General features: G+C 74.4%; 23 protein-coding genes. 3 read left to right on the top strand and 20 right to left on the bottom strand.

Annotated elements, in window-relative coordinates; genetic code table 11:
* The 10 genes from ACWD4U_RS10445 to asnB form a co-directional block, all read right to left on the bottom strand.
* Positions 1-825, bottom strand: coding sequence for a DUF1295 domain-containing protein (locus ACWD4U_RS10445; protein ID WP_363450363.1), 825 nt, complete (start codon positions 823-825; stop codon positions 1-3).
* A complete protein-coding gene (locus ACWD4U_RS10440; RefSeq protein ID WP_363450366.1) occupies positions 822-2117 on the bottom strand; it encodes a class I SAM-dependent methyltransferase in 1296 nt (431 codons plus the stop codon). Before ACWD4U_RS10440 ends, ACWD4U_RS10445 begins: the two co-directional genes overlap by 4 nt.
* Positions 2114-2848, bottom strand: coding sequence for a DUF1365 domain-containing protein (locus tag ACWD4U_RS10435; protein ID WP_363450698.1), 735 nt, complete (start codon positions 2846-2848; stop codon positions 2114-2116). Before ACWD4U_RS10435 ends, ACWD4U_RS10440 begins: the two co-directional genes overlap by 4 nt.
* Before the next feature lie 65 nt (positions 2849-2913).
* A complete protein-coding gene (locus ACWD4U_RS10430) occupies positions 2914-4176 on the bottom strand; it encodes an NAD(P)/FAD-dependent oxidoreductase (RefSeq protein ID WP_363450368.1) in 1263 nt (420 codons plus the stop codon).
* 337 nt (positions 4177-4513) lie between these two features.
* Positions 4514-5779: an MFS transporter gene (locus ACWD4U_RS10425; RefSeq protein WP_363450370.1), complete on the bottom strand. Its 1266-nt coding sequence runs from the start codon at positions 5777-5779 to the stop codon at positions 4514-4516.
* A gap of 151 nt (positions 5780-5930) precedes the next feature.
* Positions 5931-6668: a class I SAM-dependent methyltransferase gene (locus ACWD4U_RS10420; protein ID WP_363450372.1), complete on the bottom strand. Its 738-nt coding sequence runs from the start codon at positions 6666-6668 to the stop codon at positions 5931-5933.
* A gap of 79 nt (positions 6669-6747) precedes the next feature.
* Positions 6748-7770: an ArsR/SmtB family transcription factor gene (locus tag ACWD4U_RS10415; protein ID WP_363450374.1), complete on the bottom strand. Its 1023-nt coding sequence runs from the start codon at positions 7768-7770 to the stop codon at positions 6748-6750.
* A gap of 164 nt (positions 7771-7934) precedes the next feature.
* Positions 7935-8813, bottom strand: a complete 879-nt coding sequence (locus ACWD4U_RS10410; RefSeq protein ID WP_363450376.1) for a pyrroline-5-carboxylate reductase family protein — start codon at positions 8811-8813, stop codon at positions 7935-7937.
* A complete protein-coding gene (locus tag ACWD4U_RS10405; protein ID WP_363450378.1) occupies positions 8810-9478 on the bottom strand; it encodes a dTMP kinase in 669 nt (222 codons plus the stop codon). The genes ACWD4U_RS10410 and ACWD4U_RS10405 overlap by 4 nt, the downstream gene beginning before the upstream one ends.
* Entirely contained in the window at positions 9475-11658 is a 2184-nt protein-coding gene (gene asnB, locus ACWD4U_RS10400; protein ID WP_363450380.1) for an asparagine synthase (glutamine-hydrolyzing), read from the bottom strand. The genes ACWD4U_RS10405 and asnB overlap by 4 nt, the downstream gene beginning before the upstream one ends.
* A gap of 452 nt (positions 11659-12110) precedes the next feature.
* Here asnB and ACWD4U_RS10395 point away from each other — a divergent pair, with 452 nt between their 5' ends.
* Genes ACWD4U_RS10395 through ACWD4U_RS10385 form a run of 3 tightly spaced genes read left to right on the top strand, consistent with a single transcriptional unit; the run spans position 12111 to position 14228 of the window.
* Positions 12111-12899, top strand: a complete 789-nt coding sequence (locus tag ACWD4U_RS10395) for a nucleotidyltransferase domain-containing protein (protein ID WP_363450382.1) — start codon at positions 12111-12113, stop codon at positions 12897-12899.
* A gap of 22 nt (positions 12900-12921) precedes the next feature.
* On the top strand, positions 12922-13191 hold the full coding sequence (locus tag ACWD4U_RS10390; RefSeq protein ID WP_449787157.1) for a PqqD family protein: 270 nt from the start codon (positions 12922-12924) through the stop codon (positions 13189-13191).
* Positions 13188-14228: a diiron oxygenase gene (locus ACWD4U_RS10385; protein WP_363450386.1), complete on the top strand. Its 1041-nt coding sequence runs from the start codon at positions 13188-13190 to the stop codon at positions 14226-14228. The genes ACWD4U_RS10390 and ACWD4U_RS10385 overlap by 4 nt, the downstream gene beginning before the upstream one ends.
* Here ACWD4U_RS10385 and ACWD4U_RS10380 read toward each other — a convergent pair.
* From ACWD4U_RS10380 to ACWD4U_RS10335, 10 genes are read right to left on the bottom strand one after another with little or no spacing between them, the layout of a single operon-like run.
* Complete coding sequence (locus ACWD4U_RS10380; RefSeq protein WP_363450388.1) at positions 14123-15445, bottom strand: type III PLP-dependent enzyme domain-containing protein; 1323 nt, start codon at positions 15443-15445, stop codon at positions 14123-14125. The genes ACWD4U_RS10385 and ACWD4U_RS10380 overlap by 106 nt on opposite strands.
* On the bottom strand, positions 15442-16929 hold the full coding sequence (locus ACWD4U_RS10375; RefSeq protein WP_363450390.1) for a class I adenylate-forming enzyme family protein: 1488 nt from the start codon (positions 16927-16929) through the stop codon (positions 15442-15444). Before ACWD4U_RS10375 ends, ACWD4U_RS10380 begins: the two co-directional genes overlap by 4 nt.
* Positions 16926-17288, bottom strand: coding sequence for a cupin domain-containing protein (locus ACWD4U_RS10370; RefSeq protein ID WP_363450392.1), 363 nt, complete (start codon positions 17286-17288; stop codon positions 16926-16928). The genes ACWD4U_RS10375 and ACWD4U_RS10370 overlap by 4 nt, the downstream gene beginning before the upstream one ends.
* Positions 17285-17569 (bottom strand): phosphopantetheine-binding protein, encoded by a 285-nt coding sequence (locus ACWD4U_RS10365; RefSeq protein WP_363450394.1) that lies wholly within the window; start codon positions 17567-17569, stop codon positions 17285-17287. The genes ACWD4U_RS10370 and ACWD4U_RS10365 overlap by 4 nt, the downstream gene beginning before the upstream one ends.
* Positions 17566-19005 carry an amino acid adenylation domain-containing protein gene (locus tag ACWD4U_RS10360; protein ID WP_363450396.1) on the bottom strand — a complete coding sequence of 480 codons (1440 nt, stop codon included), beginning with the start codon at positions 19003-19005 and terminating at the stop codon, positions 17566-17568. Before ACWD4U_RS10360 ends, ACWD4U_RS10365 begins: the two co-directional genes overlap by 4 nt.
* Complete coding sequence (locus ACWD4U_RS10355; RefSeq protein ID WP_363450398.1) at positions 18993-19970, bottom strand: cysteine peptidase family C39 domain-containing protein; 978 nt, start codon at positions 19968-19970, stop codon at positions 18993-18995. Before ACWD4U_RS10355 ends, ACWD4U_RS10360 begins: the two co-directional genes overlap by 13 nt.
* Before the next feature lie 55 nt (positions 19971-20025).
* The gene (locus tag ACWD4U_RS10350) at positions 20026-21237 is read right to left on the bottom strand and encodes an NAD(P)/FAD-dependent oxidoreductase (protein ID WP_363450400.1); all 1212 of its coding nucleotides are present in this window, start codon (positions 21235-21237) and stop codon (positions 20026-20028) included.
* Positions 21234-21917 (bottom strand): dTMP kinase, encoded by a 684-nt coding sequence (locus tag ACWD4U_RS10345; RefSeq protein ID WP_363450402.1) that lies wholly within the window; start codon positions 21915-21917, stop codon positions 21234-21236. Before ACWD4U_RS10345 ends, ACWD4U_RS10350 begins: the two co-directional genes overlap by 4 nt.
* A gap of 2 nt (positions 21918-21919) precedes the next feature.
* A complete protein-coding gene (locus ACWD4U_RS10340; protein WP_363450404.1) occupies positions 21920-22624 on the bottom strand; it encodes a TauD/TfdA family dioxygenase in 705 nt (234 codons plus the stop codon).
* Positions 22625-22676: 52 nt separating this feature from the next.
* Positions 22677-23486, bottom strand: coding sequence for a hypothetical protein (locus ACWD4U_RS10335; RefSeq protein ID WP_363450406.1), 810 nt, complete (start codon positions 23484-23486; stop codon positions 22677-22679).
* Positions 23487-23528 lie beyond the last annotated feature (42 nt).

Genomic DNA, 23528 nt, shown 5'->3' with positions numbered 1-23528 from the left:
TCAGCGCGGTGGCGTCCGGCGGGGCGGCAGCGGCAGGAAGCCGCTGGTGCGCGCGGCGTACTCGGCCCAGCCGGGTCGCTGCTGTGCCGTCATCTGCTTCTCCAGCAGCGCCTTTCCGCTGCCGAACGCCAGCAGCCAGGTCATCAGCAGCGGGCAGGGCAGGAGCAGCAGCGCGGCCGGGTGGTGGGCGCCGATCAGGTACAGGCCCCACCAGACGCAGGCGTCGCCGAAGTAGTTGGGGTGTCGGGTGTAGCGCCACAGGCCGCGGTCCATGATCCGGCCGCGGTGGGCCGGGTCGGCCTTGAACCGGGCCAACTGGCGGTCGCCGACGCTCTCGAAGAACAGGCCGACGCACCACAGCGCCGTCCCGGTCAGGTCGAGCGGTCCGAGGCCGTCCGGGAGGTACGCGGCGAGTTGGACGGGCAGCGAGACGAACCAGACGATGGCGGCCTGCAGCAGGTAGACCTTCCGCAGGGCGTAGCGGGTGCGGGCGGGCCCTTCGGGGGCGCGGGCGAGCATCCGGGCGTAGCGGGGGTCCTCGCCGGCGCCGCGGGCGCGCCACCCGATGTGCGCGGACAGGCGCAGGCCCCAGACGGCGACCAGGACGGTGACGAGCAGTCGGCGTCCCGGGTCGCCGTCGCCTGCGGACAGCGCGTACCCGGTGCCGGCGACGGCGGTGAAGGCGATTCCCCAGGCGACGTCGACGCCGCGGTGCCGGCCGCTGCGGACGCCCGCCGCGAAGGCGGCGAGGAACACGGCCAGGGTGGCGCCGGCGGTGGCGGCGAGGTTGACGGCGAACGCCCCGGTGTCCACGGCCGCGCTCATCGCACGCTCCCCTCCCGGGTCAGGAGCAGCTGCTGGACGTCGAGGTAGCCGGTGCGGAAACCCGCCTCCGAGTAGGCGAGGTACAGCTCCCACATCCGCCGGAAGACCTCGTCGAAGCCGAGTGCGGCGACCTGCTCGTGCTGCGCGGTGAAGCGCTCGCGCCACAGTCGCAGGGTCTCGGCGTAGTGCGGGCCGTAGGCCTGGGTGGCGGCGAGCCGCAGGCGGGTGTGGCGGTGGGCGGTCTGCTCGATCGCCCGGACGGAGGGGATCTGGCCGCCGGGGAAGACGTACTTGAGGATCCAGGTGTAGGTGTGGCTGCTGGCGAGCATCCGGTCGTGCGGCATGGTGATCGCCTGCAGCGCGGCCCGTCCGCCGGGGGCCAGCACCCGGTCGAGGGTCTGGAAGTACGCCGCCCAGAACGGTCGGCCGACCGCCTCGATCATCTCGACGCTGACCACGGCGTCGTAGCTGCCCTCGGCCGCGCGGTAGTCGCACAGCCGGACCTCGGCGCGGTCGGCGAGGCCGGCGGCGGCGATCCGGCGGCGGGCGAGGGCGAGTTGCTCCGCGGAGAGGGTGAGGCTGACCACCCGGGCGCCGCGCGCGGCGGCGCGCAGGGCGAGTTCGCCCCAGCCGGTGCCGATCTCCAGCAGCCGGGTGCCGGGGCCGACCCGGGCGAGGTCCAGCAGCAGGTCGATCTTGCGGTGCTGCGCCGCGGCGAGCCCGTCCCGGCTCACCACGGGCTGTCCGGCGCCATCGGTCGGGAAGACGGCCGAGGAGTACGTCATGGTCGGGTCGAGGAACAGCGCGAACAGCTCGTTCGACAGGTCGTAGTGCCGGCGGATGTTGCTGCGGGCGTTGGCGGCGGTGGACAGCTCCGCCTCCGGCGGGCGCTGCACGTAGAGCCGCCGCAGCCACTGCGTGCCGGTGGGCACCAGGGTGTCGGGGGCGGTGGCGAGGGCGGTGAGCAGGGCGACCGGGTCGGGGCTGTCCCAGTCGCCGGCCTGGTAGGCCTCGCCGAAGCCGATCAGGCCGCTCTCGCCGACGCGGTGCAGGAACGCCCGCGGGTGGTGCAGCCGCAGCACGGGCGCGCCGGGCGGGGCGGCGCGCAGGACGCGGCCGCCGGGGAGCTCGACGCGCACGCCCCGTCGGGCGGCGACGCGGCGCAGCAGCCGTTCGGCGACGGCGGCCCGCAGGGGGACGTTCGGCACCCGGGCGACGTCCGGCCAGCGCTCGGGGTCGACGACGGGTGTCGGCTGGGCGGACCGGGTGGTCCGGGCGGCCTCGGTGGTCATGCGGAGGGCACCTCTTCCGTGCGGGCGGGCCGGTCGGGACGGGGGTGGACGGGGAGGCCGCGCAGCCACAGGCGGATCCCCTGGTAGCGGATGTGCAGGGCGACGGCCGCGGTGGAGAACGGGTGGCGGACGGCCGCGGCGAGCAGCGCGGTGGCGTTCGCGGGTGTTCCCTCGCCGTGGACGGTGGCGGTGAAGGCCCGCCCGCCGGGGCGTTCCAGGTGGATGGTCAGGTCGAGCCGGTGGCCCGGTTCGGGCAGCGCCATCCGGTAGCGGCCGTCGACGGGGAAGAACGGCGAGACGTGGAACGTCTTGGCGGTCTCGGCCCGGCCCGTGGGTGTCGCGGGGAGCAGGTAGCGGTGCCGGCCGCCGTAGGTGTTGTGCACCTCGGCGACGGTGCACAGCGGCCGGCCGTCCTCGTCGTGGCACCAGTAGACGGTGAGCGGGTTGAACACGTAGCCGAGCGAGCGGGCCTGAGTGAGCATCAGCACCCGGCCCTCGCCGAGCCGCACGCCGTGCCCGGCCAGCCACCGGGCCAGCCCCTGACGGATCGTCAGCTGCGCGTCGACGGCGTCGGTGGCGTGGTCGCGGGCGCGGAACGCGGCCAGCGGGCGCAGCGGCCGGGGCACCGGGGGCATCCGGTCGAGATCGACCAGCCACAGGTAGCCGCGGTGGTGGAAGGCGTGCCGCAGCGGGCGGGTGCGGACGTGCGTGGTGCGGGTGTCGTACAGCACCGCGCCCCACGCGCCCGGCAGGGCGCGGGCACCGGCGGGTCCGGTGCTCACGGCGGGTTCGGTGCTCACGGCGCGCCCACCGCGAGCAGCGAGTGCGCGGCCTGGACGCCGGAGCGGCAGCCGTCCTCGTGGAACCCCCAGCCGTGGTAGGCGCCGGCGAACGCGGTGCGGCCGGTGGCGAGTTCGGGCAGCCGCCGTTGCGCGGCCACCGTCTCGGCGGTGTAGACGGGGTGCTCGTAGACGGTGCGGGAGATCACCGCGTCGGCGGGCACCGGGTCGCGCCGGTCCTCGTTGAGGCTGACCAGGTAGTCCGTCGCGGTATCCAGCCGCAGCAGCCGGTTGAGGTGGTAGCTGACCCGGACCCGGTCGGCGGGGCCGTCGCAGGCGGGCATCCGGTAGTTCCACGACGCGCGCGCCCACGGTGCGGCCGGCAGGACGGTGGCGTCGCGGTGCAGGACGGTCGGGTTCCGCGAGTACCGGAAGGCCCCGAGCACCTGGCGCTCCGCCGTCGTGGCGTCGGCCAGCAGCCGCAGCGCCTGGTCGGCGTGGGTGGCGATCACCACCGCGTCGGCCCGGGTGTCCCGTCCGTCGGCGGTGGCGACGGTGACCCCGTCGGCGTGCCGCCGGACGGCTCGCACGGGGGCGCCGCGGTGGACGGTGGCCAGGCGTTCGGCGATCCGCTCCACGTAGCTGCGCGACCCGCCGACGACCGTCTTCCAGGTCGGCGAACCGGTGACGGAGAGCATGCCGTGGTTGTCCAGGAACGTGAACAGGTAGCGGGCGGGGTAGTCGCCCGCCAGGTCGGGCGCGCACGACCACACCGCGGAGACCACCGGCGTCATGAAGTGGCCGACGAAGTACCGCGTGAACCCCTCCGCCGCCAGGAACTCCCGCAGGCTCGGGTCGCCCACCTCGGGGTCGGCGAGCAGCGCCCTGGCCCGCCGGTGGAACCGCGGCACCTCGGCCAGCATCGCCAGGTACCGGCGGCGCAGCAGCGCCGACGGCCGCGCCAGCAGTCCGGCCGGCCCCCGTGCCCCGGCGTACTCGAGCCCGCAGCCCTCGCAGTGCACCGACATGCTCATCTCGCTGTCCTGCGTCCGCACCCCCAACTCCCGGAACAGGCCCACCAGATGGGGGTACGTCCGCTCGTTGTGCACCAGGAACCCGGTGTCGAGCGCGAGCTCCCGCCCGTCCTCCCCCGGCACCGCCTGCGTGTGCGCGTGCCCGCCCAACCGCCCCTGCGCCTCGAACAGCACCACCTCCACCCCGGCCCGCTGCAACTCGAACGCGGCCGTCAACCCGGCCACCCCGGCCCCCACCACCGCCACCCGCCGCCGTGGCGGCCCGTCCCTCCGCCCCGCCACCGACCCCACGACGACCGGAACCCCAACGGAACTGGACACACCCACGAGCAACCCTCTCCCACCACGACCGCGAGCGGCCGACCACGCCTGACACACCCCATTCGGAGCCACTCCCGCACCGGATTGGCCACGTGTGGGGACCTGGCGGCTCGGTCGAGCCCCAGGCGCTCGGCGACGTGCGGGATCGTGCGGCGATCGGTCCGGAGGTCGTCAACGGCCTACCGGGCGCGGCGGCTTGCACGTGGCGAGCGGCGCGCCCGGTTCGTGCTCTGCTGCCGGTCCGGGTTGCGGCCCGGTCGGGTCAGGGTGCTGCGGGGGCGGTGTCGAGGTCCCGCAGGCGGCGGATCGGACCGGCCAGCAGGACGGCGGGGCAGGCGAATGCGAGGGCGGCGACCAGCCAGAACGCGCCGCGGGTGCCCCAGGCCGATGCCGCGAAGCCGGCGGCGACGGAGCCGAACGGGATCGCGCCCCAGGAGACGAAGCGGACGGTGGCCATGACCCGGGGAAGCAGCTCGGGCGGGGTGACGGCCTGGCGGTGGGTGCGGGTGATGACGCTGGTGACGATGGTGCCCGCGGAGAAGCCGGCGTTGCCGAGGGCGAACAGGATCAGGCCCCAGCCGTGCCACGCCATCGGCATGAGCAGCCCGGCGACCGCGGTGACGGTCGCCGCGAGTCGCAGGGCCGGCCCGTTGCCGAGCCGGTTCACCAGCTTGGTGGCGAGCGCGGCGCCGACGAGGCTGCCCGCGCCCTCGGCGGCGTACAGCACGCCGACCAGTCCGGGCGGGGCTCCGAGCGTGGTGACCAGGAAGACCGGCATCAGGGTGAGGAGGCCGCCGCAGACGAAGTTGATGGCGGTGACCGCGGCCAGCGACGGCCCCATCACCGGGTGGCGTGTGACGTACCGCCAGCCTTCGCGGATCCGGGCCAGCATCGGGCCGTCGGCGCCGCCGCCGGCTTCGTGCTCGCCGCGCGGCAGGGTGCGGAGCAGGACGGCGGACGCCAGGTAGCTGACCGCGTCGACCACCAACGTGGCGGCGGCTCCCAGCAGTTGGACCAGGACACCGCCGAGCGCCGGTCCGCCCGTCTGGTTGGCCGAGTAGGTGCCGGACATCAGGCTGTTGCGGGCCGTCAGCTCACGCTTGTCGACGACGGACGTCAGGAACGAGGAGTTGCCCACGTCGAAGACCACGGTCGCCAGGCCGACCACCAGGGCGACGGCGATCAGGTGCACCAGGTGCAGTGCGCCGAGCCAGGCGGCCACGGGGATGGAGGCGATCGCCAGTGCGCGGACCACGTCCATGGCGACCTGTACCCGGCGCAGCGGCATGCGGTGCACCAGGACGCCGGCCGGTAGGCCGATCAGCAGCCACGCGGCGAACCCGGCGGCGGTGATCCAGCCGACGTCGGTGGCGGTCGCGTGCAGCATCTCGACCGCCACCAGGGGCAGTGCGACGGCGGTGACGGCGTCGCCCGCGCCACTGATCGTGGAGGCGGTCCAGTACCGCCAGAACACCGCGGCGCGGTGTCGTGCGGCGGCGTCGTCGGTCGCCTCGTCGGTGCCCGTCATGGTCGCGTCCACGCGCGTTCCCCCGTGTGTGTCGTCGTGTCATGCGTCGTCGTGTCATGCGTCGTCGTGTCATGCGTCGTCGTGTCATGCGTCGTCGTGCCGTGCGTCGTCGTGCCGTGCAGGGTGGCCCGATGCGCTGCGGTGGGCCCGGTCAGGCCTGCAGGGCGATCAGCCGGTAGAGCGGGTCCGGCCGGGCCTGGTCCTGGCCGGGCAGGTCCTCGAGGCGGCGGCAGAGTTCGGCGACCCGGCCGGGCTCCGCCTGGTTGCACCAGGGAATCCGGCCGGCCCTGATCGTCTTGAGCCAGGCCCGGGGGCTCCGGCCCTGCCCGCGACCGGGGAAGGAGGTCTCGGCGACCTGCTGCAGGCCGTGTCCGGCGGCCCAGGTGGTGATCCGGTCGGTGCTGTCCGACGCCCGGTCCGCGTGTTCGCGGCGCAGCGGTGCCGTGAGGGCGGCCAGGTCGCTGTCGGGGACGAAGTATGCGTCGTCCTTGTCGACCGTGGTCACCAGGCGGCCGCCCGGCGCCAGGCAGCGCCGGGCCTCGGCGAGGACCGCGAGCGGTTCGGCGAGCAGGTGGAGCAGCCAGACCGAGACGACGGCGTCGATGCTGCCGGTGCGGAACGGCAGTCGGGCTCCGTCGCCGAGGACGACCGCTCCCGGCAGGCGCTGTGCTGCGAGGGCGAGCATGCCGCCGGAGCGGTCCACGCCGAGCAGTCGGCGGCCGGGGTGCTGGAGGTGGCGGGTGACGATCCCGGTGCCGCAGCCGAGGTCGAGCACGGTGCCCGGGGTGTCGGGCAGCAGCCGCTGCACCGCCTCGGCGGCCGCCCTGGCCCGCTGTTCTCCGCCGCGGGACTCGTCGTAGGTCCGGGCCTCGTCGTCGTAGTCGATCACGTGCTCCCCGTTCGGGTTCGCGCCGGTGCTGCCGGGCGGCGTCGCTGTTCGCGGTCGCCGCCGATCCTGCCGGGCGGCCTCATCGCCGTCCTGCCACGGTGCCCTGGTAGCTGTCGAGGTGTTCGAGCAGCGCCATGCCGGAGCCGCCGAGTTCGTAGAGCACCCGCACGCCGGCCCGGCGCCGCTGGACGAGGCCGGCGGCCACCAGGGAGGTGAGGTGCTCTGAGACGGTGCTGGTGGCCAGTCCGAGCACGGCGGCGAGCGTGGAGGTGGTGGTGGGGGCGACCAGTCCGCGGACGACTCCGGCGCGGCTGCGGCCGAGCAGGATCTCCAGCCGGTCGCCGTAGGCGGGTTCGCCGGTGCGTCGGGCGGGGGCGCCGTCGCCGATCAGGACGGTCGCTCCCTTGGCCTGGTAGGAGAAGCCGACCTCGCCGTCGGCGCCGGTCGCCACGAGCGAGGCGCCGCGGCCGAAGACCATGGGGACGATGACGACGTGCACGGCGGACGGCATGGCGACCCGGCGGGAGCCGACGTCGATGCGGAGGGCCTCGTTCGTCCAGGTGACCCGTCCGTGGAGTGCGTCGAAGAGCCGCGCGGGGCCTTCGGTGGCCAGGACCCGGGAGCGCAGGAGGATCTCCTCCTCGATCGCGGCGCGCAGCGGGACCGCGTAGGGCGCGAGTGCCAGCTGCCAGTAGCGGGGCACGAGGCGGCTGAACTCCTCGATCCGCGCCTCGGGTTCGTCGTAGAGCGGTTTCAGGCGTTCCGGGATGCCGTTCGGGCACCAGCGGTCGAGCTCGCCGCGGACCCGGGTGCCGGGCGTGGTGCGCAGGGCGGCGAGTCCTTCCTCCAGGTCTTCCTTCGAGGAGCCGGGGACGTTGGCGAGGAAGGACGGCAGGGTGCCGGCGCAGGTCCGGTAGAGCTCGGTGAGCCAGCCGGGGATCTCGATGTCCGAGCCGCCGATCGCGCGGGCGACCGTCCGGCCCCAGCCGGTGTAGGGCCATGGTGCGCCGGCCCGGGCGCCGGCCAGGACCCCGATGCTCCCGTAGGTCTCCCAGAGCCAGCTGCTCGCGATTCGGACGGAGCCGTGGACGGCTTCCGCCATCGGAATCTCAATCAAGTCCATTCCCCCAAAAGGACTCCGCGGGTGTGCTACCCGCTCGCGGCATGGTGGGCATGCCAACCACTCATCCGCAACCACTGTTCACGTCCTGAGACGGTGTGACGCGTGTGGTCCAGTGAGGTTTGGGTGACTTTGGCCGGTGCGGCTCACGAACCTGACGTCTCGTCAGTTCCGTGAGGTGTCAGTGGTGTTCGGAGTTCGATGCAGCGGCGGGCGGCGTCCCGGACGGCCTGCGCCATCGCCTCGCCGGTTCCGGCCGCGACGAGCCGGGCCAGGCCGGCCTCGGTGATCCCGCCGGGGGTGGCCAACCGGGTCCACGGGGCGGGTCCGCCGGGGTCGGCCGCGCGCAGCAGCGCGGCGGCGCTCTCCAGGGCGTCGGCCGCGAAGGCGTGCGCTTCGGGTCCACCGACGCCGTGGCCGCGGGCCGCGCCGGCGATGCCCTCGGCGGCGAGCGCGAGGAAGGCGGCGCCACTGCCCAGGGCGGCGGCGGCGGTGTCCTGGTGGGCTTCGGCGACGGTGACCGTGGCGCCGAGGGTGGCGAGGACGGCCGCCGCCCGGGCCGCGGTGTCCGCGGGCGTGCCGGGCTCGACGGTCACCGCGAGCAGGCCGCCGCGTTCGACGGAGGCCGTGTTGGTGGCGGCGCGGACGCAGTGCATCCGGCGGCCGTCCGGCAGGGCCGGATCGTGCCGGGCGATCTCGGCGCAGCCGAGTCCGGCGACGAAGGAGAGCACCGCGGCACCGGGCGCGAGCCGCGGGACGGTCGCGGCCAGGGCCTCGGCGGCCCGGTCCGGTCGGACCGTCAGGATCAGCACCTCGGCGCCGTCCGCCGCGGCGCCGTTGTCGCTGTCGACCTGGACGGCGTGACGCTCGGTCAGCAGCCTGGCCCCGGCGGGCGTGCCGGTGGTCGCGCGCAGCCGGTCGGCGGGGTGGCCCTGCGCGAGCAGCCGGGCGAGCACCGCCTCGCCCAGGTGGCCGGCGCCGATGACCGCGGTCAGCGGCGCCGGGGCTGCGGTGGCCGCGGTCACCGGGCCGCCTCGCGGACGAGGGGCGAGGACCCGGCGAGCGGCCCGCGGCGCAGGTGGTCCATGGCCGCGTCGAACACCTGGTCCGCGCTCCCGGTCGCGTCGAGCAGGGTGAACGTGGAGTCCCGGTACTCGGGCAGGCCCCGGTAGGCGGCGGCGAACCGTTCGAGGAACTCCGGCGAGTTGGCGTCGGTGTTGCGCGCGAGCACCCGTTCCAGGGCGGCGGCCGGGGGGAGTTCGAGGAGCAGCACCAGGTCGGGGGCGGGCAGGCTCGCGTAGAGCCGGCGCAGCCGGTCGGCGTTGCGGGTCCCGGACACGGCCGCCAGTGCCAGGTGGGTGTAGTAGTACCGGTCGAGCACCATGACGTGGTCGGGCCTGGCCATGTCCTCCGCGAGGTCGGCCATGTCGCGCCACTTCAGCACGGAGGCGAGGAACTGCGCCTCGTCGCGGCCGATCAGCTCGAACCGGTCGCGGTGGCCCCACTCGCGTGCGATGGCGTCGAGGGTGTCGCGGACCGGCGCGAGGTTCTGGTTGGGGTACCAGCGGGCCGACCGGCCTTCCGCCCGCAGGGCTTCGACCATCCTGGCGCCCAGCGTGCTCTTGCCCGAGCCGTCGATGCCCTCGACGACCACGACGACGGCGCGCCTCCCGGTTCCGGGGCCGGTCATCCGGCGGTCCGCAGCAGGCCGAGTTCCATGGCCGACACCAGCTCCTCGCGGACGGCCGGGAGTTCCGTCCCGATCGCGGCGAGCAGTTCCCCGAGTGGCCGGCTGCCGTCGACGGCGCGCAGGAAGGACAGCCAGGGCTCCTCGTCGACCACGTACTCGAGGCTGCCGTCGACGGCGAGGTACCACGTCTCGGTGGCGCCCGGCCGGCAGAGCAGTACGGCCTCGGGGGCGAGTTCGAGCACCAGCCCGGGGTCGAGCGGGACGGCGACGCCGAGGCGCTCCTCGATCCCGGTCCGCTCGGCGTCCCAGTCGGCGACCGGGAGGGAGCGCGGCGCGGGGCCGGCCGGGGTGGCGACCAGCGGCTTGGGCAGGTCGGCCACCATGGCGGCGAGCAGGCCCAGGTTGACCAGCGGGAGGACCAGTTGGACGTCGACGCCGGGCCGGGCGGCCAGGGCGGCGACCGCGGAGCGCAGGCCGTCGGCGTGCAGGTGGTGCCTGGCCTCGTCGGTGGAGAGCGCCCGTTCCACGAGCGCCCCGCCGTCCTGGGCCAGCATCCGGCCGAACATCCGGAAGGTGTGCACGGCGCCGGTTCCGTAGAAGAACGGGCCCTTCTCGCGCTTGACCACCTCGGGGGGCAGGATCCCGTCCATGGCGGTGCGCAGGATCTGCTTGTCCCACAGCAGCGCCGCCCGGCGCTCGGGCGGGATGGCCGCCGACAGTTCGACCAGCCGGTGGTCGAGGAACGGCACCCGGGCCTCGATGCCGCTGCCCGCCGCGGTCCGGTCCTCGTGCCAGCAGTTGTACTGCTGGACCTTGCGGTGCTCGTGCTGCAGGTAGCGGGCGTAGACGTCGGAGAGGTCGGTGGTCAGCGAGGAGTGCAGCGCCGCGTCGCTGAGCAGCTGCTGGGGGATGCGGTCCCACCAGCCGGCCCGGCCGGGTGTCTTGAGCAGGGCGCCGCGGCGCGCCATCTCGCGCAGGCGTTCCTCGTAGACCGCCCAGCCCGCGCCGCCGGCCATCGCGTCGGAGTAGCCGCCGTTGAACTCGTCGCTGGCCGCGCCGAGCAGCATGCCGCGCAGTTCGGGCCTGGCCAGCTTCGCGTAGCGGTGCAGTTCGTGCTTGTAGAACTGCTCGGGCCCGCACTCGGGCGTCTCGGTGAGCCACACCAGGCGCTGCCACTCCTCCGGGTCGGGGACCCGGTCGGCGTCGAACAGCACCTGGTGGTTGGGCAGCCCGAGGTGGGCGGCGACCTGGGCGCCGTGTTCGGCGTCGCCGTTGCGGTAGGTCGCGCCGCTGAGCACCGTGAAGGTGTGCAGGGTCCCGGTGTGCCGGGCGGCCAGCGCCGCCACCGAGGAGGAGTCGATTCCGCCGGAGAGGAAGAGGCCGAGTTCGGTGTCCGCGGTGGCGCACTCGGCGACCGACTCGGCGAAGAGCTCGCCGTACCGGGCGGCGATCTCCCGGTCGCTGCCGGACACGTCCGCCCCGGTGCCCGGGAACTCCCAGTAGCGGTGGGCGGTGGTGCGGCCGTCCCGGAGGTCGATGCGCAGCACCGTCCCGGCGGGCACCACCTCGATGCCCTCGAACCAGCTGGTCGTCCCCTCGTCGAGCAGGTGCGGCGCGGCCGGCATCGAGGGGTGGCTCAGCGCGGCGTCCCAGTCGATCCGGCGCGGTGTCGCCGGGTCGTTGAACAGCGCCTTGATCTCGGATCCGAAGACGATCCGTTCGGCGTTGCGGTGGTAGTAGAGGGGTTTGATGCCGAACCGGTCCCTGGCCAGGATCAGCTGGCCCGCCGCGCGGTCCCAGAGCACCACGGCGAACATGCCGCGGACCTGGTCGAGGAAGTCCAGGCCGTGGCGGCGGTAGAGCGGCAGGAGGACCTCGCAGTCCGAGCTGGTGCGGATGCTGCCGGCCGGGAACCCCGCGGCGAGCTGCCGGTGGTTGTACACCTCGCCGTTGGCGATGAGCACCAGCGTGCCGTCGGGGTCGCTCAGGGGCTGGGCCCCGTCGGCCGGGCCGACCAGCGAGAGGCGGGTGAAGGCGAGTCCCACCGGTCCGCGCCGCAGGAGTTCGCGGTCGTCGGGTCCGCGGTGGGCGATGGTGTCCGCCATCCCGGCGAGCAGGGCATCCGCCGCGGCGGTCAGCTCCGCGCCGTCGATCCGGGCCAGTCCGGCCAGACCACACATCCGCAACCTCGTTTCGTGTCCTTCGGGCGAGCATTCGTGCACTTCGGGTGTGCGCGCGGCGAGCGGGTGACCGTCCTGACGGACGGTCACCCGCCGCACTAGCGCACGTCGTCTCAGACGCGGTTCACCAGAACCGAGCTGGAGTCGACCGGCTTCACGGCCGGCTTGGTGTACTTCTTCATGGGTGATCACCACCTTCCTTTTCGACCCGGATATTTCTCGGGCCTTGGAATGGACCGGCTCTGACGCCAGGTCACGTCGGTGACCATAGACGCCACCTGCCCGCGGCGGCCAAGCCTTTCGGGCTGTTCCGAATGCCCCCGCTTTCCGCCGATCCGCTGCCGGAGCCGCGGTGCGGAGGAATCGAGCGATTCGGCGGCAGCCGAATTCATGGCGAGCACGGGACCGGGCTGGTTAGCCTCGGCGGGTATCCGGACGAAGGTGGTGGACCCATGGCGTCGGACCTGCGGACCTGCCTTCCCGAACTGCGCAGCCGGGGGCTGCTCCCGGAGTGCTGCGTGGCCGTCTACGTCTCCGGCTCGGTCGCCCGCGGGTGGGGCAACGAGGACAGCGACCTGGACATCTACGTGGTCACCGCGGATCCGTGGACCGGCGGCGCCGAGTCGACGGCACCGGTGGTCCTGGAGCCGAACGCGGTGCCCGTCGCTGCCACCCGGGTCGGCCGGATGCGCTGGGAGATCGAGTACTGGACGGAGAGTCAGGCCGACCAGCTGGTCCGGAAGGTGTCCTGGGCCTCCTTCGACCGGCAGCTCGGGGCGGCGGAGCCGGCGGCGGCCCTGCTGCCGTGCGAGCTGAACTTCCTGGAGCGGTTGCCGTACGCGGTGCCGCTCACCGGCGAGGACTGGCTCGCGGCCCGCCGCGCGGACGTCGCCTCCTCGGCGCTGGCCTCGTTCGCCGCCTCGCACCAACTCCAGCAGGCCGAGGCGTTCCTGGAGGACGCCATCGGCCAGCTGAACGCCGCCGACCTCCACAGCTCGGTGCTGTCGGCCAAGATGGCGTTCGGCCACTCCGTCGACGCCCTCCTCGCCTCGCACGGCGAGGTCGGTCGCAGTTGGAAGTGGCGCGCGCGCCGATTCCAGGAGGTCCGCCAGGACGTGCTGGCGTTCGACGAGTACTGGGGTCTGGAGACGATGCGCTCCTACGATCCGGACAATCCGTCGCGATGGGTCGAGGAAGTCGTCCGGACCTGTCGGAAAATCTTCTTCGAGGTGGTCTTCTAGCATGAGCGCGCACGGCAACAGTTTGTTCACGAAGGACGACGTCTTCCGTCTCCCGTGGGAACTCCAGATCCGCCGGCGGGACGACGTCCTGCTGCTGATGCTCCGGGACTCGCTGGTGGAGCTGTCGGAGTCGGCGGCCCTGGTCGTCCGGTCGGTCGACGGCCGGGCGACCCTGGAGCAGATCGCGGCCCGGCTGGCGGCCGAGTACGGCCTGGAGCCGGCCGAGGCGCTGGGTGACGTCGTCGAGCTGGTGGGCGCGCTGCTGCCGTACGAGATGCTGGTCCGGGCGTGAGGAGCCGCCGCGAGGAGGGCTCGCACCGCGGCCGGGCACAGGCCGAGTTCCTGCGCGAGCGCGCCGGGCACCGCGCCGCGGCCGAGTACGACAGCCGGTTCCGCAACTGGGACCTGCGGGCGGCGGTCCGGCGCAAGCCCAACCGTGCCGACGGGCTGGAGGACGCCGAGGCGTTCCTGCCCTTCCCCCCGGAACTCGCGCCGGCCGCGGACCACCCGCTGGTGCGCTCGCGCGGCCCGGAGGCCGTCCGCCGGGTCCTGCAGCACTCGCTCTACCAGTACCTGCACTTCACCACCGAGTTGGAGCTGCTGGCGGTCATCCCGGTGGTCGCCCAGATCAGCCGCAACCGTTCGGGGCTGGCGCTGCCGGCCGCGATGCGATCGGACGCGTTCAAGATCCTCACCGACGAGGCGTGGCACGCCCAGTTCTCCGAGAACATGCTCGAACGCCTGGAGCAAACCTCCGGGGTACCGCGCCGGCTGCCCGGAGTACCGGGGTTCGTGGCCGGGTTGGACGAGCTCCGCGAGCGGCTGCAGCCGGAACTGCGGGGGGTCGAGGCGCTGCTGTTCAGCATCGTCAGCGAGACCCTGATCTCCTCCGTCCTCGGCGGGCTCCCGCACGACGTCCGGCTGCCACCCGCGGTGCGGGAGCTGGTCCGGGACCACGCCGAGGACGAGGGCCGCCACCACTCGTACTTCCACCAGGTGCTGCGGGCGTTGTGGCCGGCGCTCACCCCGCGCGAGCGGCGCGCCGTCGGTCCGCTGCTGCCGGGTGCGGTGCTGGCCTTCCTGGCGCCCGACCTCCGGGCGATCGGCCTCGCGCTGCGCGACGTCGGGCTGACCGGCGAGGAGATCGCGCAGGTACTGGTCGAGGCGGTGCCGCACGACCGGGTGGTGGCGGACGCGGCCGAGGCCGCGCGCTCCGCGATCCGCTACTTCGCCGAGGCCGGCGCGCTGGACGACCCCGCCACCCGCGAGGCGTTCGAGGCGTCGGGGCTGCTCGGCCCGGCCGCCGGGCCCACCGCGACCCTCGTGTAGACCAGCGCGGAGGCGTCGACGACCGCGCCCCGGTCCGTCACCAGTTCGGTCGGGCAGGCCCGGCCGAGGAAGGCCAGCAGGCTGGCGGTGAGACCGTAGGCCCCGACCTGCGGGACGGTCACCAGGTCGCCCGCCTCGACGGCCAGCCGCTGCCCGCGCGCCCAGGAGTCCAGCGGCGTGCAGAGCGGCCCCACCACGTCGACCGGCACCGCGCCCTCGAGCGGGCGGGCGGCCGCGTCGCCGGCGACGGCAGCCTGCATCCGCGGGAGCCGGCCCAGTGCCGTCATCCCGCCCAGGTGGTTGATCCCGGAGTCCAGTACGGCGAACCGCCGTCCCTTCGACTCCTTGACGTCGACGACCCGGGCGACCAGGACGCCCGACCGCCCCACCAGCCGCCGCCCGGACTCGAACAGCAGCCGGGGCCGGGCGTCCCGGGCCGGGAAGCAGGCGTGCAGCGCCCGTTCCACGGCCGGCCCGACGGCCGCGAGGCCGACCGCCGGCTCGGCCCGGGCGTAGCCGCTGGGGAAGCCGCCGCCCAGGTTGAGGATCCGCGGCCGGATGCCGAGCGCGGCGCAGATCCGCGCGGCCGACGCCAGCGAGTCGGTGAACTGCCGGGCCAGTCCGTCCGGGTCGGGGACGTTGCTGCCCAGGTAGAAGTGCAGCCCGACGATCTCGCAGCCCGGCGCCGACCGGTACCGCTCCGGACGGGACGTCAGCAGGTGTTCGTCGATGCCGAACTGGCTGGCCACGCCGGTCATGGCGAGGCCGGGGGCCTGCGGCGCCCGGTCGGGGTTGACCCGCAGGACCGCTTCGACGGCCGCACCGCACCGCGCGGCGGCCCGGGCCAGGGTGGCGTACTGGTCGGCCGAGTCCACCGAGAACAGACGGGCCCCGGCCTCGACCGCGGCGACGGTCTCGGCCTCCGACCGGCCCGGCCCGGTGTAGGAGACCAGGCCGGGGTCGATGCCCGCCGCGAGGGCCGTGACCAGTTCGGAGTGCGAGGACACCTCCGCGCCGCAGCCCAGCCGGCCCAGCTCCGCGACCAGGGCCGGGTGCGGGTTCGCTTTGAGCGAGTACAGCAGCCCGGCCCCGTCCGGCAGGCTCGCCGCCAGCTCGGCGTGGGCCGCGCGCACCTCCTCCAACTCGTAGACGTAGAGCGGGCTGCCGTACTCGGCGACCAGCGACTCCCACCGGTCGGCGGGTAGGGGACTGCTCACCGGGTGCCCTCCAGGCTCTCCTGCAACGCGCGCTTGTCGATCTTGCCGTTCGCGGTCAGCGGCAGTGCGGGCACCACCACGACCCGCGCCGGCAGCTTGTACGCGTCGAGCCGCTCGCGCAGGTGCGCCGCGATCTCGCCGGGTTCCAGCGCCCCGGTGGCGAACAGCACCGGGCCGGCCTGCTCGGTCACCGTGAGCGCGGCCGCGGGCACCCCGGGGAGGTCGGTCGCCGCTGCCTCCACTTCCAGCGAACTCACCCGGAATCCCCGGCTCTTGTAGATGTCGTCGGCCCGTCCGTGGAAGTAGAGGTAGCCGTCCTCGTCGAGCGAGCAACGGTCGCCGGTGAACAGCGCCCGCTCGCCGTCGAAGCTGCGGAAGCGGCGTGCGGACAGCTCCGGCGCACGCCAGTACCCGGTCATCACGTTCGGGCCCTGCACCACCAGTTCGCCGACCGTGCCGGGCGGTACGGGCCGCCCGTCCTCGTCCACCACCGTGCACCGGGTGCCGTCCAGCGGACGGCCGACCGATCCGGGGCGCCGGTCGATCTCCTCCGGCAGCAGGATCGAGACGCGCTTGCACTCGGTCAGTCCGAACATCGGGTGCAGCCGCACGCCGGGGAAGAGCCGGCGGACCGCGTCGACGTGATCCGCCGTCAGGTGCGCCCCGGTGTTGGTCACCACGCGCAGCGGGGGCAGCCGGTCGGGGGTGCGCTCCGCGAGCCGGACCAGCGCCGCGGCGAGTGAGGGGACGGCCGGAAGCACCGTCACCCGCCGCTCGCGCAGCAGCCGCAGCAGGGCGGGTCCGACCTCGGACATCGCGCCCAACGCGAGCGCGGCCCCGGCCGAGCAGGCCAGCAGCACCTGGTACAGCCCGTAGTCGAACGCGAGCGGCAGGAAGCAGCCGATCACGTCGGAGCGCCGCAGCTCCAGCCGGTCCTGGATCGCCCCGGCGGCGAACAGCATCTGACGGTGCGTCGACACCACTGCCTTGGGCATGGCGGTACTGCCGGAGGTGTAGATCAGCGCGGCGGTGCGGTCGCCCTGGGCCGGGACCCGGGGCGGCGCGCCCGCGCCGTCGGCCGGCCCGGCGGTGGCCTCGTCCGGGTGCAGCACCGGCACCGCGTTCCCGGTCTCGGCCAGTACCTGGCGGCACTCGTCGCCGGCCACGACGAGCGCGGGCTCGCAGTCCGCGAGGATGTGCCGCAGGTGGTACGAGCGGACCGTCGGGGAGAGCACCACGAAGGCGGCTCCGAGCCGTGCCGCCGCGAACAGGACGGCCACGGTCGCCGCGCGGTTGTGTCCCAGCACGACCACTCGGTCGCCGGGCGCCACCCCGCGGGCGGCCAGCGCCCCGGCCGCGCGCAGCGCCGCGGCCCGCAGTTCGGCGTAGCTGTGGGAGCCGTCCGGTCCGGTCACCGCGAGGGCGTCCGGATGCTGCTCGGCGGCGGCGTCGAGCAGGCCGTCCAGCGTCGTGGGGGCGCTCATGCCACGGCCCCCCAGTACACGGAGACCAGCCGCAGGTCGGTCCCGCCGGTGTTGCGCAGGCGGTGCTCCACCTCCGGTTCGAAGACCACCACGTCGCCCTCGGCGATGTCGAAGACCTCCGGTCCGCGCTCCAGCCGTCCGCGCCCGGCGGCGACCACCCAGATCTCGGTCTGCGGGTGCGAGTGCCGGGGCAGTTCCGCCCCGGCCGCGACCACCGCGGTGTTGAGCGTGCACGGCATGGCCCGGCCGACGGCGGGCGGCAGCAGCAGGTCGTGCAGGACCACCCCGGGGGCGAGCGGGCGGCCGAACTTCCGGACGGGTCCCGCGCCTTGGCGCGCCGTCCGTTCGGGGGCGCTCACCGGGCCGCCTCGGGTCCGGCGGGGCGCGCGGCCGCGGCGAGGGCGTACGACAGTGCCGCCGACAGCGCGCAGGCGTCCACGAAGTGGTCCGGCACGAGCAGTTCCGGGGGGAACTCGATCCGGTACGCCTCCTCCAGTGCGCCGACCGCGGCGACGATGCCGAGCGAGTCCAGCAGGCCGGAGGAGAGCAGCTCCGTGTCGGGTGCGAGGTCCGGTGCGCCGGGGACGGTCGCGCGCAGGACGGCGAGGACGGCGTCGAGCTGCTCGGGCGGGCGGGTCATCGGGCCGCCTCCTCGGGTGTCGCGGCCAGCTCCCGCAGGGCCATCCGGTCGGCCTTCCCGGTGCCCGTCCGGGGCAGGTCCGCCAGCAGGCGCAGCTCCCGGGGCACCATGTACGGTGCCAGGAACTCCCGGCACCACGCGGTCAGTTCGGGGGCGGTCAGGGTCGCGCCGCGGCGCGGCACGACGAAGGCCACCAGCTCGTTGGTGCGCTCCGGGTGGGGCCGGGCGGTCACCACCGCATCCGCGGTGTCGGGGTGGGCGCGCAGCCGGGCCTCCACCTCGCCGAGTTCGACCCGGAAGCCGCGGGTCTTGATCCGGCCGTCGCGCCGGCCGCGGAAGTGCAGCAGGCCCTCGGCGTCCCAGCAGCCGAAGTCGCCGGTGCGGTAGGTCTCCAGGGCCTGCCCGTCCGAGTGGACGGTCAGCCGGGAGGCGGCGGTGCGGTCGGGGTCGCCGAGGTAGCCCTCGCACATGGTCGCGGTGTGGACGGTGATCTCGCCCTCCACGCCCGGCTCGGTGATCGGCGCTCCCCGGTCGTCGACGACGAACACCCGGGACCGCCCGAACGGCAGGCCGATCGGGATCCGGTCGAGTCGCAGGTGCTCCGCCGTGACGTCGAGTGCGGTGACCGCGTTGGTCTCCACCGGTCCGTAGATGTTGACGATGCGCGCCCCGGGCAGCGCCCGGGACAGTTCGCGCAGCGGCCGGACCGGGAACTCCTCCCCCGAGTACATGACGGTGTGCAGGTCCGGCAGGCCGCCGTCGGTGAGCACGGTGCTGCGCAGCAGGCCGGTCCAGGCGGACGGCACCGCGTACATGACGGTGGCCCGGTGCGTGCGCAGGGCGGTGCCGACGGCCTGCGGGAACAGGATCGTCCGGTCGTCGAGGAGCAGGATCGCGGCGCCGGCGGAGAGCGTGCCGAACAGGTCGAAGACGTGCATGTCGAAGTGGAGCGGCGCGTAGCAGGCCACCACGTCCCGCTCGGTGACGCCGATCAGCTCCTGCGCCCAGCGCAGGAAGGTGACGGCGTTGTGATGGGTCGTCAGGACGCCCTTGGGCGTGCCGGTCGAGCCCGAGGTGTAGAGCACGTTGGCGAGGTGCGACGGCGTGGTCCGGCCGTGCCCGCCGGGGGCGGGCAGCGGCCGGGCGCCGCTGTCGCGCAGGATGAGCTCCCGGCGGGCGGGCGGTGCGGCCGGGTCGATCGGGATGTAGGGCACCCCGGCGAGCAGGCAGCCGAGCATCGCGATGACGGTCTCGGGCGTCTTGGTCGCGGTCAGTGCGACGGGCGCCGCGGAGCCGGAGGCGGCCACCGCGGCGGCGGTCTCCCGGGCCCGGTCGCGCAGTTCGCCGTAGCTGAGCGTCCCGGAGGCGTGGATGAGGGCGGTGGCCGCGGGGTCGCGGAGCGCCGCGGCCAGGAACAGGTCGGTCAGTCGCTGCACGGACGGCCCCCGGTGCGGTCGAGGTGGGCGAGCAGGGTCTCGGCGAAGTCGGTCTCCGCGGCGGCCAGGTGGCCGTCCAGCAGGTCGACGCTGGCGGTGGACGGGCGGGCGCCCTTGGCGACGCGCTGCGCGTTGACGAACGCGAACTGGGAGGCGCGCCGCCAGCCGAGGTCGATCTCCTCGTGGAAGCGGCGGGCGATGTCGTCGGGCACCAGGTCGGGCCGCCGGTCGGACAGCCGGCGCAGCCACACCGCGTGGCAGGAGCGGGCCCGGGTGACCTCCCAGCAGCCGAGGTCGTAGCGGGCCGTCGCCACCGGATCGCCGGCCTCGGCGCGGGCCCACGCGGTGTAGGCGGCCAGGTCGCCGCGGTCGCCGACGGTGGCCAGGATCCCTTCGGCGTTGGCGCGCAGCGCGGCTGCCGGGTCGGTGGGCTCGGCCTCCCGCCGGGCGGCCAGGGCGATGGTCTCGCCGCGCTGCTCGGGGCCGAGCGCCTCGACGAGCTTCTCGTACTCGGCGCGGGTGACGGTGGCCGGTCCGGGCACCACCCGGCCCCACGGGGTGGAGTTCTGGTACGCCTCGACGATGCGGCACTGCGTGTCGTCGAGGCCGACCAGGATGGTGGGGTGCGCCGAGCTGTCGTTGCCGAAGTAGGGCAGCCAGGGCATGTGGAAGGCGTCGCCGTAGACGATCACCGGGGTGCCGCCGGCCAGCGTGTCGGCCAGCTGGTCGTAGTACCCGGGCAGCGGGATCCGCCGGCGTTCGAAGACCAGGCCGCTCTCGCGGGCGATCGACTCGAGGACGGGGACCCGCAGGGTCACCGGGACCTCGTCGACGCTCCGCAGTTCGAAGGCCCACTGGAGGCCGACGGCGGCGGACGGGTCGGCTACCCCGTAGAACTGCTGGAGCGCCGCGAGATGGGCGTTGTCGCAGTTCAGCCAGGGCGCGTCGGTTACGGTTGCGGCCACCTCGAGGGTGGCGGTGGGTTCTGCTGTCACCTGGATCGACCTCGTACCTGCTCGTCTATTCGCTCTTCGTGGTCTGGCGCAGTCGCCGGAGCTCGCGGGTGAGCCCGGCGGCCGAACCGAATCGCCCGTAGCCGTCGGCGCGGGCGGTGTCGTGCACCCGGGTCCGGGCGAGTGGGAGGAGGTCGGTGCTCTGCGGGCCGCCGTGCACGATCCACTCGGCGAGATGCTCGCCGACGACCGGCGCGGTCTTGAACGCCCCGCCGGAGTCGCCGACCGCGCAGTACAGGCCCGCCGCCTCCGCCAGTCGGTCCACCACCGGGCGGCCTCCCGGCCCCATGGCGATCAGTCCGGCCCAGCCCCCGCGCATCGGGGCGTCGGCGAGGGCGGGGAACCGTCCGGCCAGCCGGGCCCGGCAGAGCTCCACGTAGGACTGGTCGACCCCCTCGTCGCCCTCGTCCGGACCGGCCACCGGCAGTCCCAGTTCCAGTCCCGCCAGCACCGATGTCTCGGCGTCCGGCCGGACCCAGGCCCCGGTGACCTGGTCCAGCACGACGGGCCGCCGGGCGCGGCCGGCCTGCCGGGTGCGGAAGCCGACCACCTGGACCCTGCGGGTGGACAGGCCCAGGTCGATCCCCAGGCCGGCCAGCAGCCCCGCCGACCACGCGCCGGCGGCCAGCACCACGGTCGGCGCGGCGACCGTGCCCTGCTCGGTCTCGACCCCGAGCACCCGCCCGCCGCGGTGCCGGATCCGCAGGGCCCGGCACGCCTCGATCCGCGCGCCGGCCCGCACCGCCGCGTCCCGGTAGGCCCAGACGGTGCGCAGCGGGTCCGCGTAGCCGCTCTCCGGTTCCAGCACCGCCGCGCCGACGTCGGAGAAGTCTCCGTCGGCGAGCATCGCGGCGAGGTCCGCGAGCGGGAGTTCCGCCACCGGTAGGCCCGCCGCCTGCTGCTCGGCGAGGTTGCGCCGCATCTGCTCGGCGTGGCGCGCGGGCAGCAGCTGGACGATCCCGGTCCGGACGAACCCGACGTCCGAGCCGGTCAGTTCGGCGAACGCGTGGAGGCTCGTCAGGCCCTTGTACGCCAACACGGACTGTTCGAGCGAGGGGTGATGGAGTGTCAGCATCGCTCCGGACTTGGCCGTCGCGGCGCGCGGGGACGGCACGTCCAGCAGCAGCACCCGCCCCGCTCCGCGCACCGCGAGGTGGTAGGCGGCGCTGGCGCCGTTGACTCCCCCGCCGATGACGACCGCGTCCGCCGTGCCGGTCATGCGGCGGCGTTCGCGTCGTGGCCGGCGAGCAGCGGCGCCACCGCGTCCAGGGCCTGCCGGGCGACCTGGTCCGGGGGCCGGGCCGCGTCGATCACGTGGAAGGACGGGAACTCCGGCAGCGCGTGGAAGGCGGTCCGGAATTCCCGCAGGAACTCCACCGCGTTGCGGTCCCGGCCGCGGCGCAGCACCCGCTCGGCGGCGACCGCCGGATCGAGGTCGAGGTAGACCACCGCGTCCGGGGCCGGGAAGGCCGCGAACAGCCGGCGCAGCAGCGGTTCGTTGCCGGTGTCGAAGGCCCGGGCGAGCGCGAACTGCGCGTGCAGGTAGCGGTCGACGACCACGACGTGGTCCGGGCGGGCGAGGGCCGGCTCCAGGTCCAGCAGTTCGCGCCACTTGCTGACGCCGGACAGCAGTTGCGCGAAGTCCCGGCCGAAGAGGGCGAACCGGTCGTCGAGGCCCTCCTCGCGGGCGAGCCGGTTGAGCGCCTCGCGGACCGGGCGCAGGGTGCGGTTCGGGAACCAGGTGACCGAACGGCCCCGGGCGCGCAGTTCCTCGACCAGGCTGAGCGCCGCGGTGGTCTTGCCGGCGCCGTCGGTGCCCTCGACGGCGATCAGCAGGGCGTGCTTGGTGATGCTCCCCGGGCCGCGCTCGGCGCTGGGGGTGCTTGCCGGACCGGTCATGGTCAGTGGGCCGCGAGCCAGTAGCGGGACATGTGCCGGGTGGGGTCGCGGAACTCGCCGCGGCGGTGCACCATCCGCACGTTGTCCCAGAGCAGGATGCTGTCCTCCGGGACCAGGATCGGGAGCATGTGCGCGGCGAACCAGGCCAGCGAGAGCTCGTTGAGGCGGCCGCCGAACTCGCCCAGCGGTCGCCGCTCCGCGTCCTCGCCCAGCAGGCGCGCGTCCGAGTTCCCGGCGAGCAGGCTCTGCCGCCAGCGGATGATCTGCAGGCCGCCCTCGGTGACGATGATGGGCGTGGTCACGCCCTCCCGGGTGTTGCGGTCGATCCACGGGACGGGGAGTTCGTGCAGCCGCTGCCGGTCGGCGTCGTCCAGGGACGCGACGAAGGGCAGCATGTCGACCAGCTCGGTGTGGCCGGCCCCGCACTTCGCCTGCACCCGGCAGTGCAGCGCCATCCGGATCGGCGGCGGGCTCCAGCTCGGCGCGTCGATGTGCCACGGGATCCCGTTCACGCTCTTGGAGAACGCCCGCTTCTCGAACTCGTCGGAGGCCTTGACGTCGTAGCGGATCTGGCCGTTGTACTGCGGGATCAGCAGGCCGAACTCCTTGAGCGCGACCTCCGCCTCGGCATCGGAGGTGATGCCGTCGATCAGCGTGTACCCCTGGTCGACGAGTTCCTGCTCGTGCACGCGGACATCGAATGTCATCGCTGAAGTCACTCCCCTTGTCTGTCGGTAGTCGTCCGGCCGCGGGTGGCGGTCACCAGCCGCGGCGCGGCCCTCGCATCGCCCGGCGGACCAGGTCCGCGGGCTGGGCGGCGAACTCCTGTGCGCACCACGCGAGCACCTGCTCCACCCAGGCGCCGCCGTGCGCGGGATCCAGGTCCCGCATCGTCTCGACGGCCCAGTACTCGGCGAAGCCGAGGCGCGGCGGAGCGGCCTCGACGAAGCGCCGGGCCCGCAGCTCCGGTGCGTACGTTCCGTAACACCCCTGCTCTTCCAGCATGTTGTCGACCAGGTGCCCGAAGGCCTTGCGGGCCGAGAGCACCGCGCTGTGCACGTCGCCGGAGCGCAACTGGCCGGCCGCGTCCTCCAGCGCGCCCTCGGCGTCGCCCAACGAGCGGGTGCGCACGAAACTCTGGAAGGCGCTGCGCTCCGCCTCCCGGCGCAGCTCGCCGAGCAGCTCCCCGCCGAGCTCCGCCGACCCGGTCAGCAGGTCCTCCACCACGAGTTCCTCGGCCTCGCCGAGCAGCGGCGCGACGGTGGCCCCCCTCAACCGCTCCCAGCTCACCCGCCCGATCACGGACCGGAGTTGGGCGCCGGTCCACCAGCTCACCCGGGCCTCCCGGTCGTCGATCACGACCCGGTGGCCCGCCGCCGACGCGGGCTCCGGCTCCGGCACGCCGGCGGGACCCTCGTGGGGCGACGCCGTGACGATCCGGATCCGCCCGACGGCCACCGGGTCGGCCCAGCCGCGGGCTTCCGCGCCGCCGTACAGCACGGCCACGGCGTCGGTCGGCAGCAGGTCCTGGGCCTCCAGGCGCTGGAGGAGAGCGGATGGTTGAGTCACGTCTTTCACTCCTGGCAGACGGAAGCCCGTATCGGCGACGAG

The organism is Kitasatospora sp. NPDC002522 (assembly GCF_053595195.1).
The sequence above is the reverse complement of the archived record's forward strand: the minus strand, read 5'-3'. Positions and strand labels throughout refer to the sequence as shown.

Bases quoted from the DNA above. Each gene is read 5' to 3' on its own strand.
- ACWD4U_RS10445 (WP_363450363.1), bottom strand. From the start codon at position 825: ATGAGCGCGGCCGTGGACACCGGGGCGTTCGCCGTCAACCTCGCCGCC.
- ACWD4U_RS10440 (WP_363450366.1), bottom strand. From the start codon at position 2,117: ATGACCACCGAGGCCGCCCGGACCACCCGGTCCGCCCAGCCGACACCC.
- ACWD4U_RS10425 (WP_363450370.1), bottom strand. From the start codon at position 5,779: ATGACGGGCACCGACGAGGCGACCGACGACGCCGCCGCACGACACCGC.
- ACWD4U_RS10415 (WP_363450374.1), bottom strand. From the start codon at position 7,770: ATGGCGGAAGCCGTCCACGGCTCCGTCCGAATCGCGAGCAGCTGGCTC.
- ACWD4U_RS10405 (WP_363450378.1), bottom strand. From the start codon at position 9,478: ATGACCGGCCCCGGAACCGGGAGGCGCGCCGTCGTCGTGGTCGTCGAG.
- asnB (WP_363450380.1), bottom strand. From the start codon at position 11,658: ATGTGTGGTCTGGCCGGACTGGCCCGGATCGACGGCGCGGAGCTGACC.
- ACWD4U_RS10395 (WP_363450382.1), top strand. From the start codon at position 12,111: ATGGCGTCGGACCTGCGGACCTGCCTTCCCGAACTGCGCAGCCGGGGG.
- ACWD4U_RS10375 (WP_363450390.1), bottom strand. From the start codon at position 16,929: ATGAGCGCCCCCACGACGCTGGACGGCCTGCTCGACGCCGCCGCCGAG.
- ACWD4U_RS10365 (WP_363450394.1), bottom strand. From the start codon at position 17,569: ATGACCCGCCCGCCCGAGCAGCTCGACGCCGTCCTCGCCGTCCTGCGC.
- ACWD4U_RS10350 (WP_363450400.1), bottom strand. From the start codon at position 21,237: ATGACCGGCACGGCGGACGCGGTCGTCATCGGCGGGGGAGTCAACGGC.
- ACWD4U_RS10345 (WP_363450402.1), bottom strand. From the start codon at position 21,917: ATGACCGGTCCGGCAAGCACCCCCAGCGCCGAGCGCGGCCCGGGGAGC.
- ACWD4U_RS10340 (WP_363450404.1), bottom strand. From the start codon at position 22,624: ATGACATTCGATGTCCGCGTGCACGAGCAGGAACTCGTCGACCAGGGG.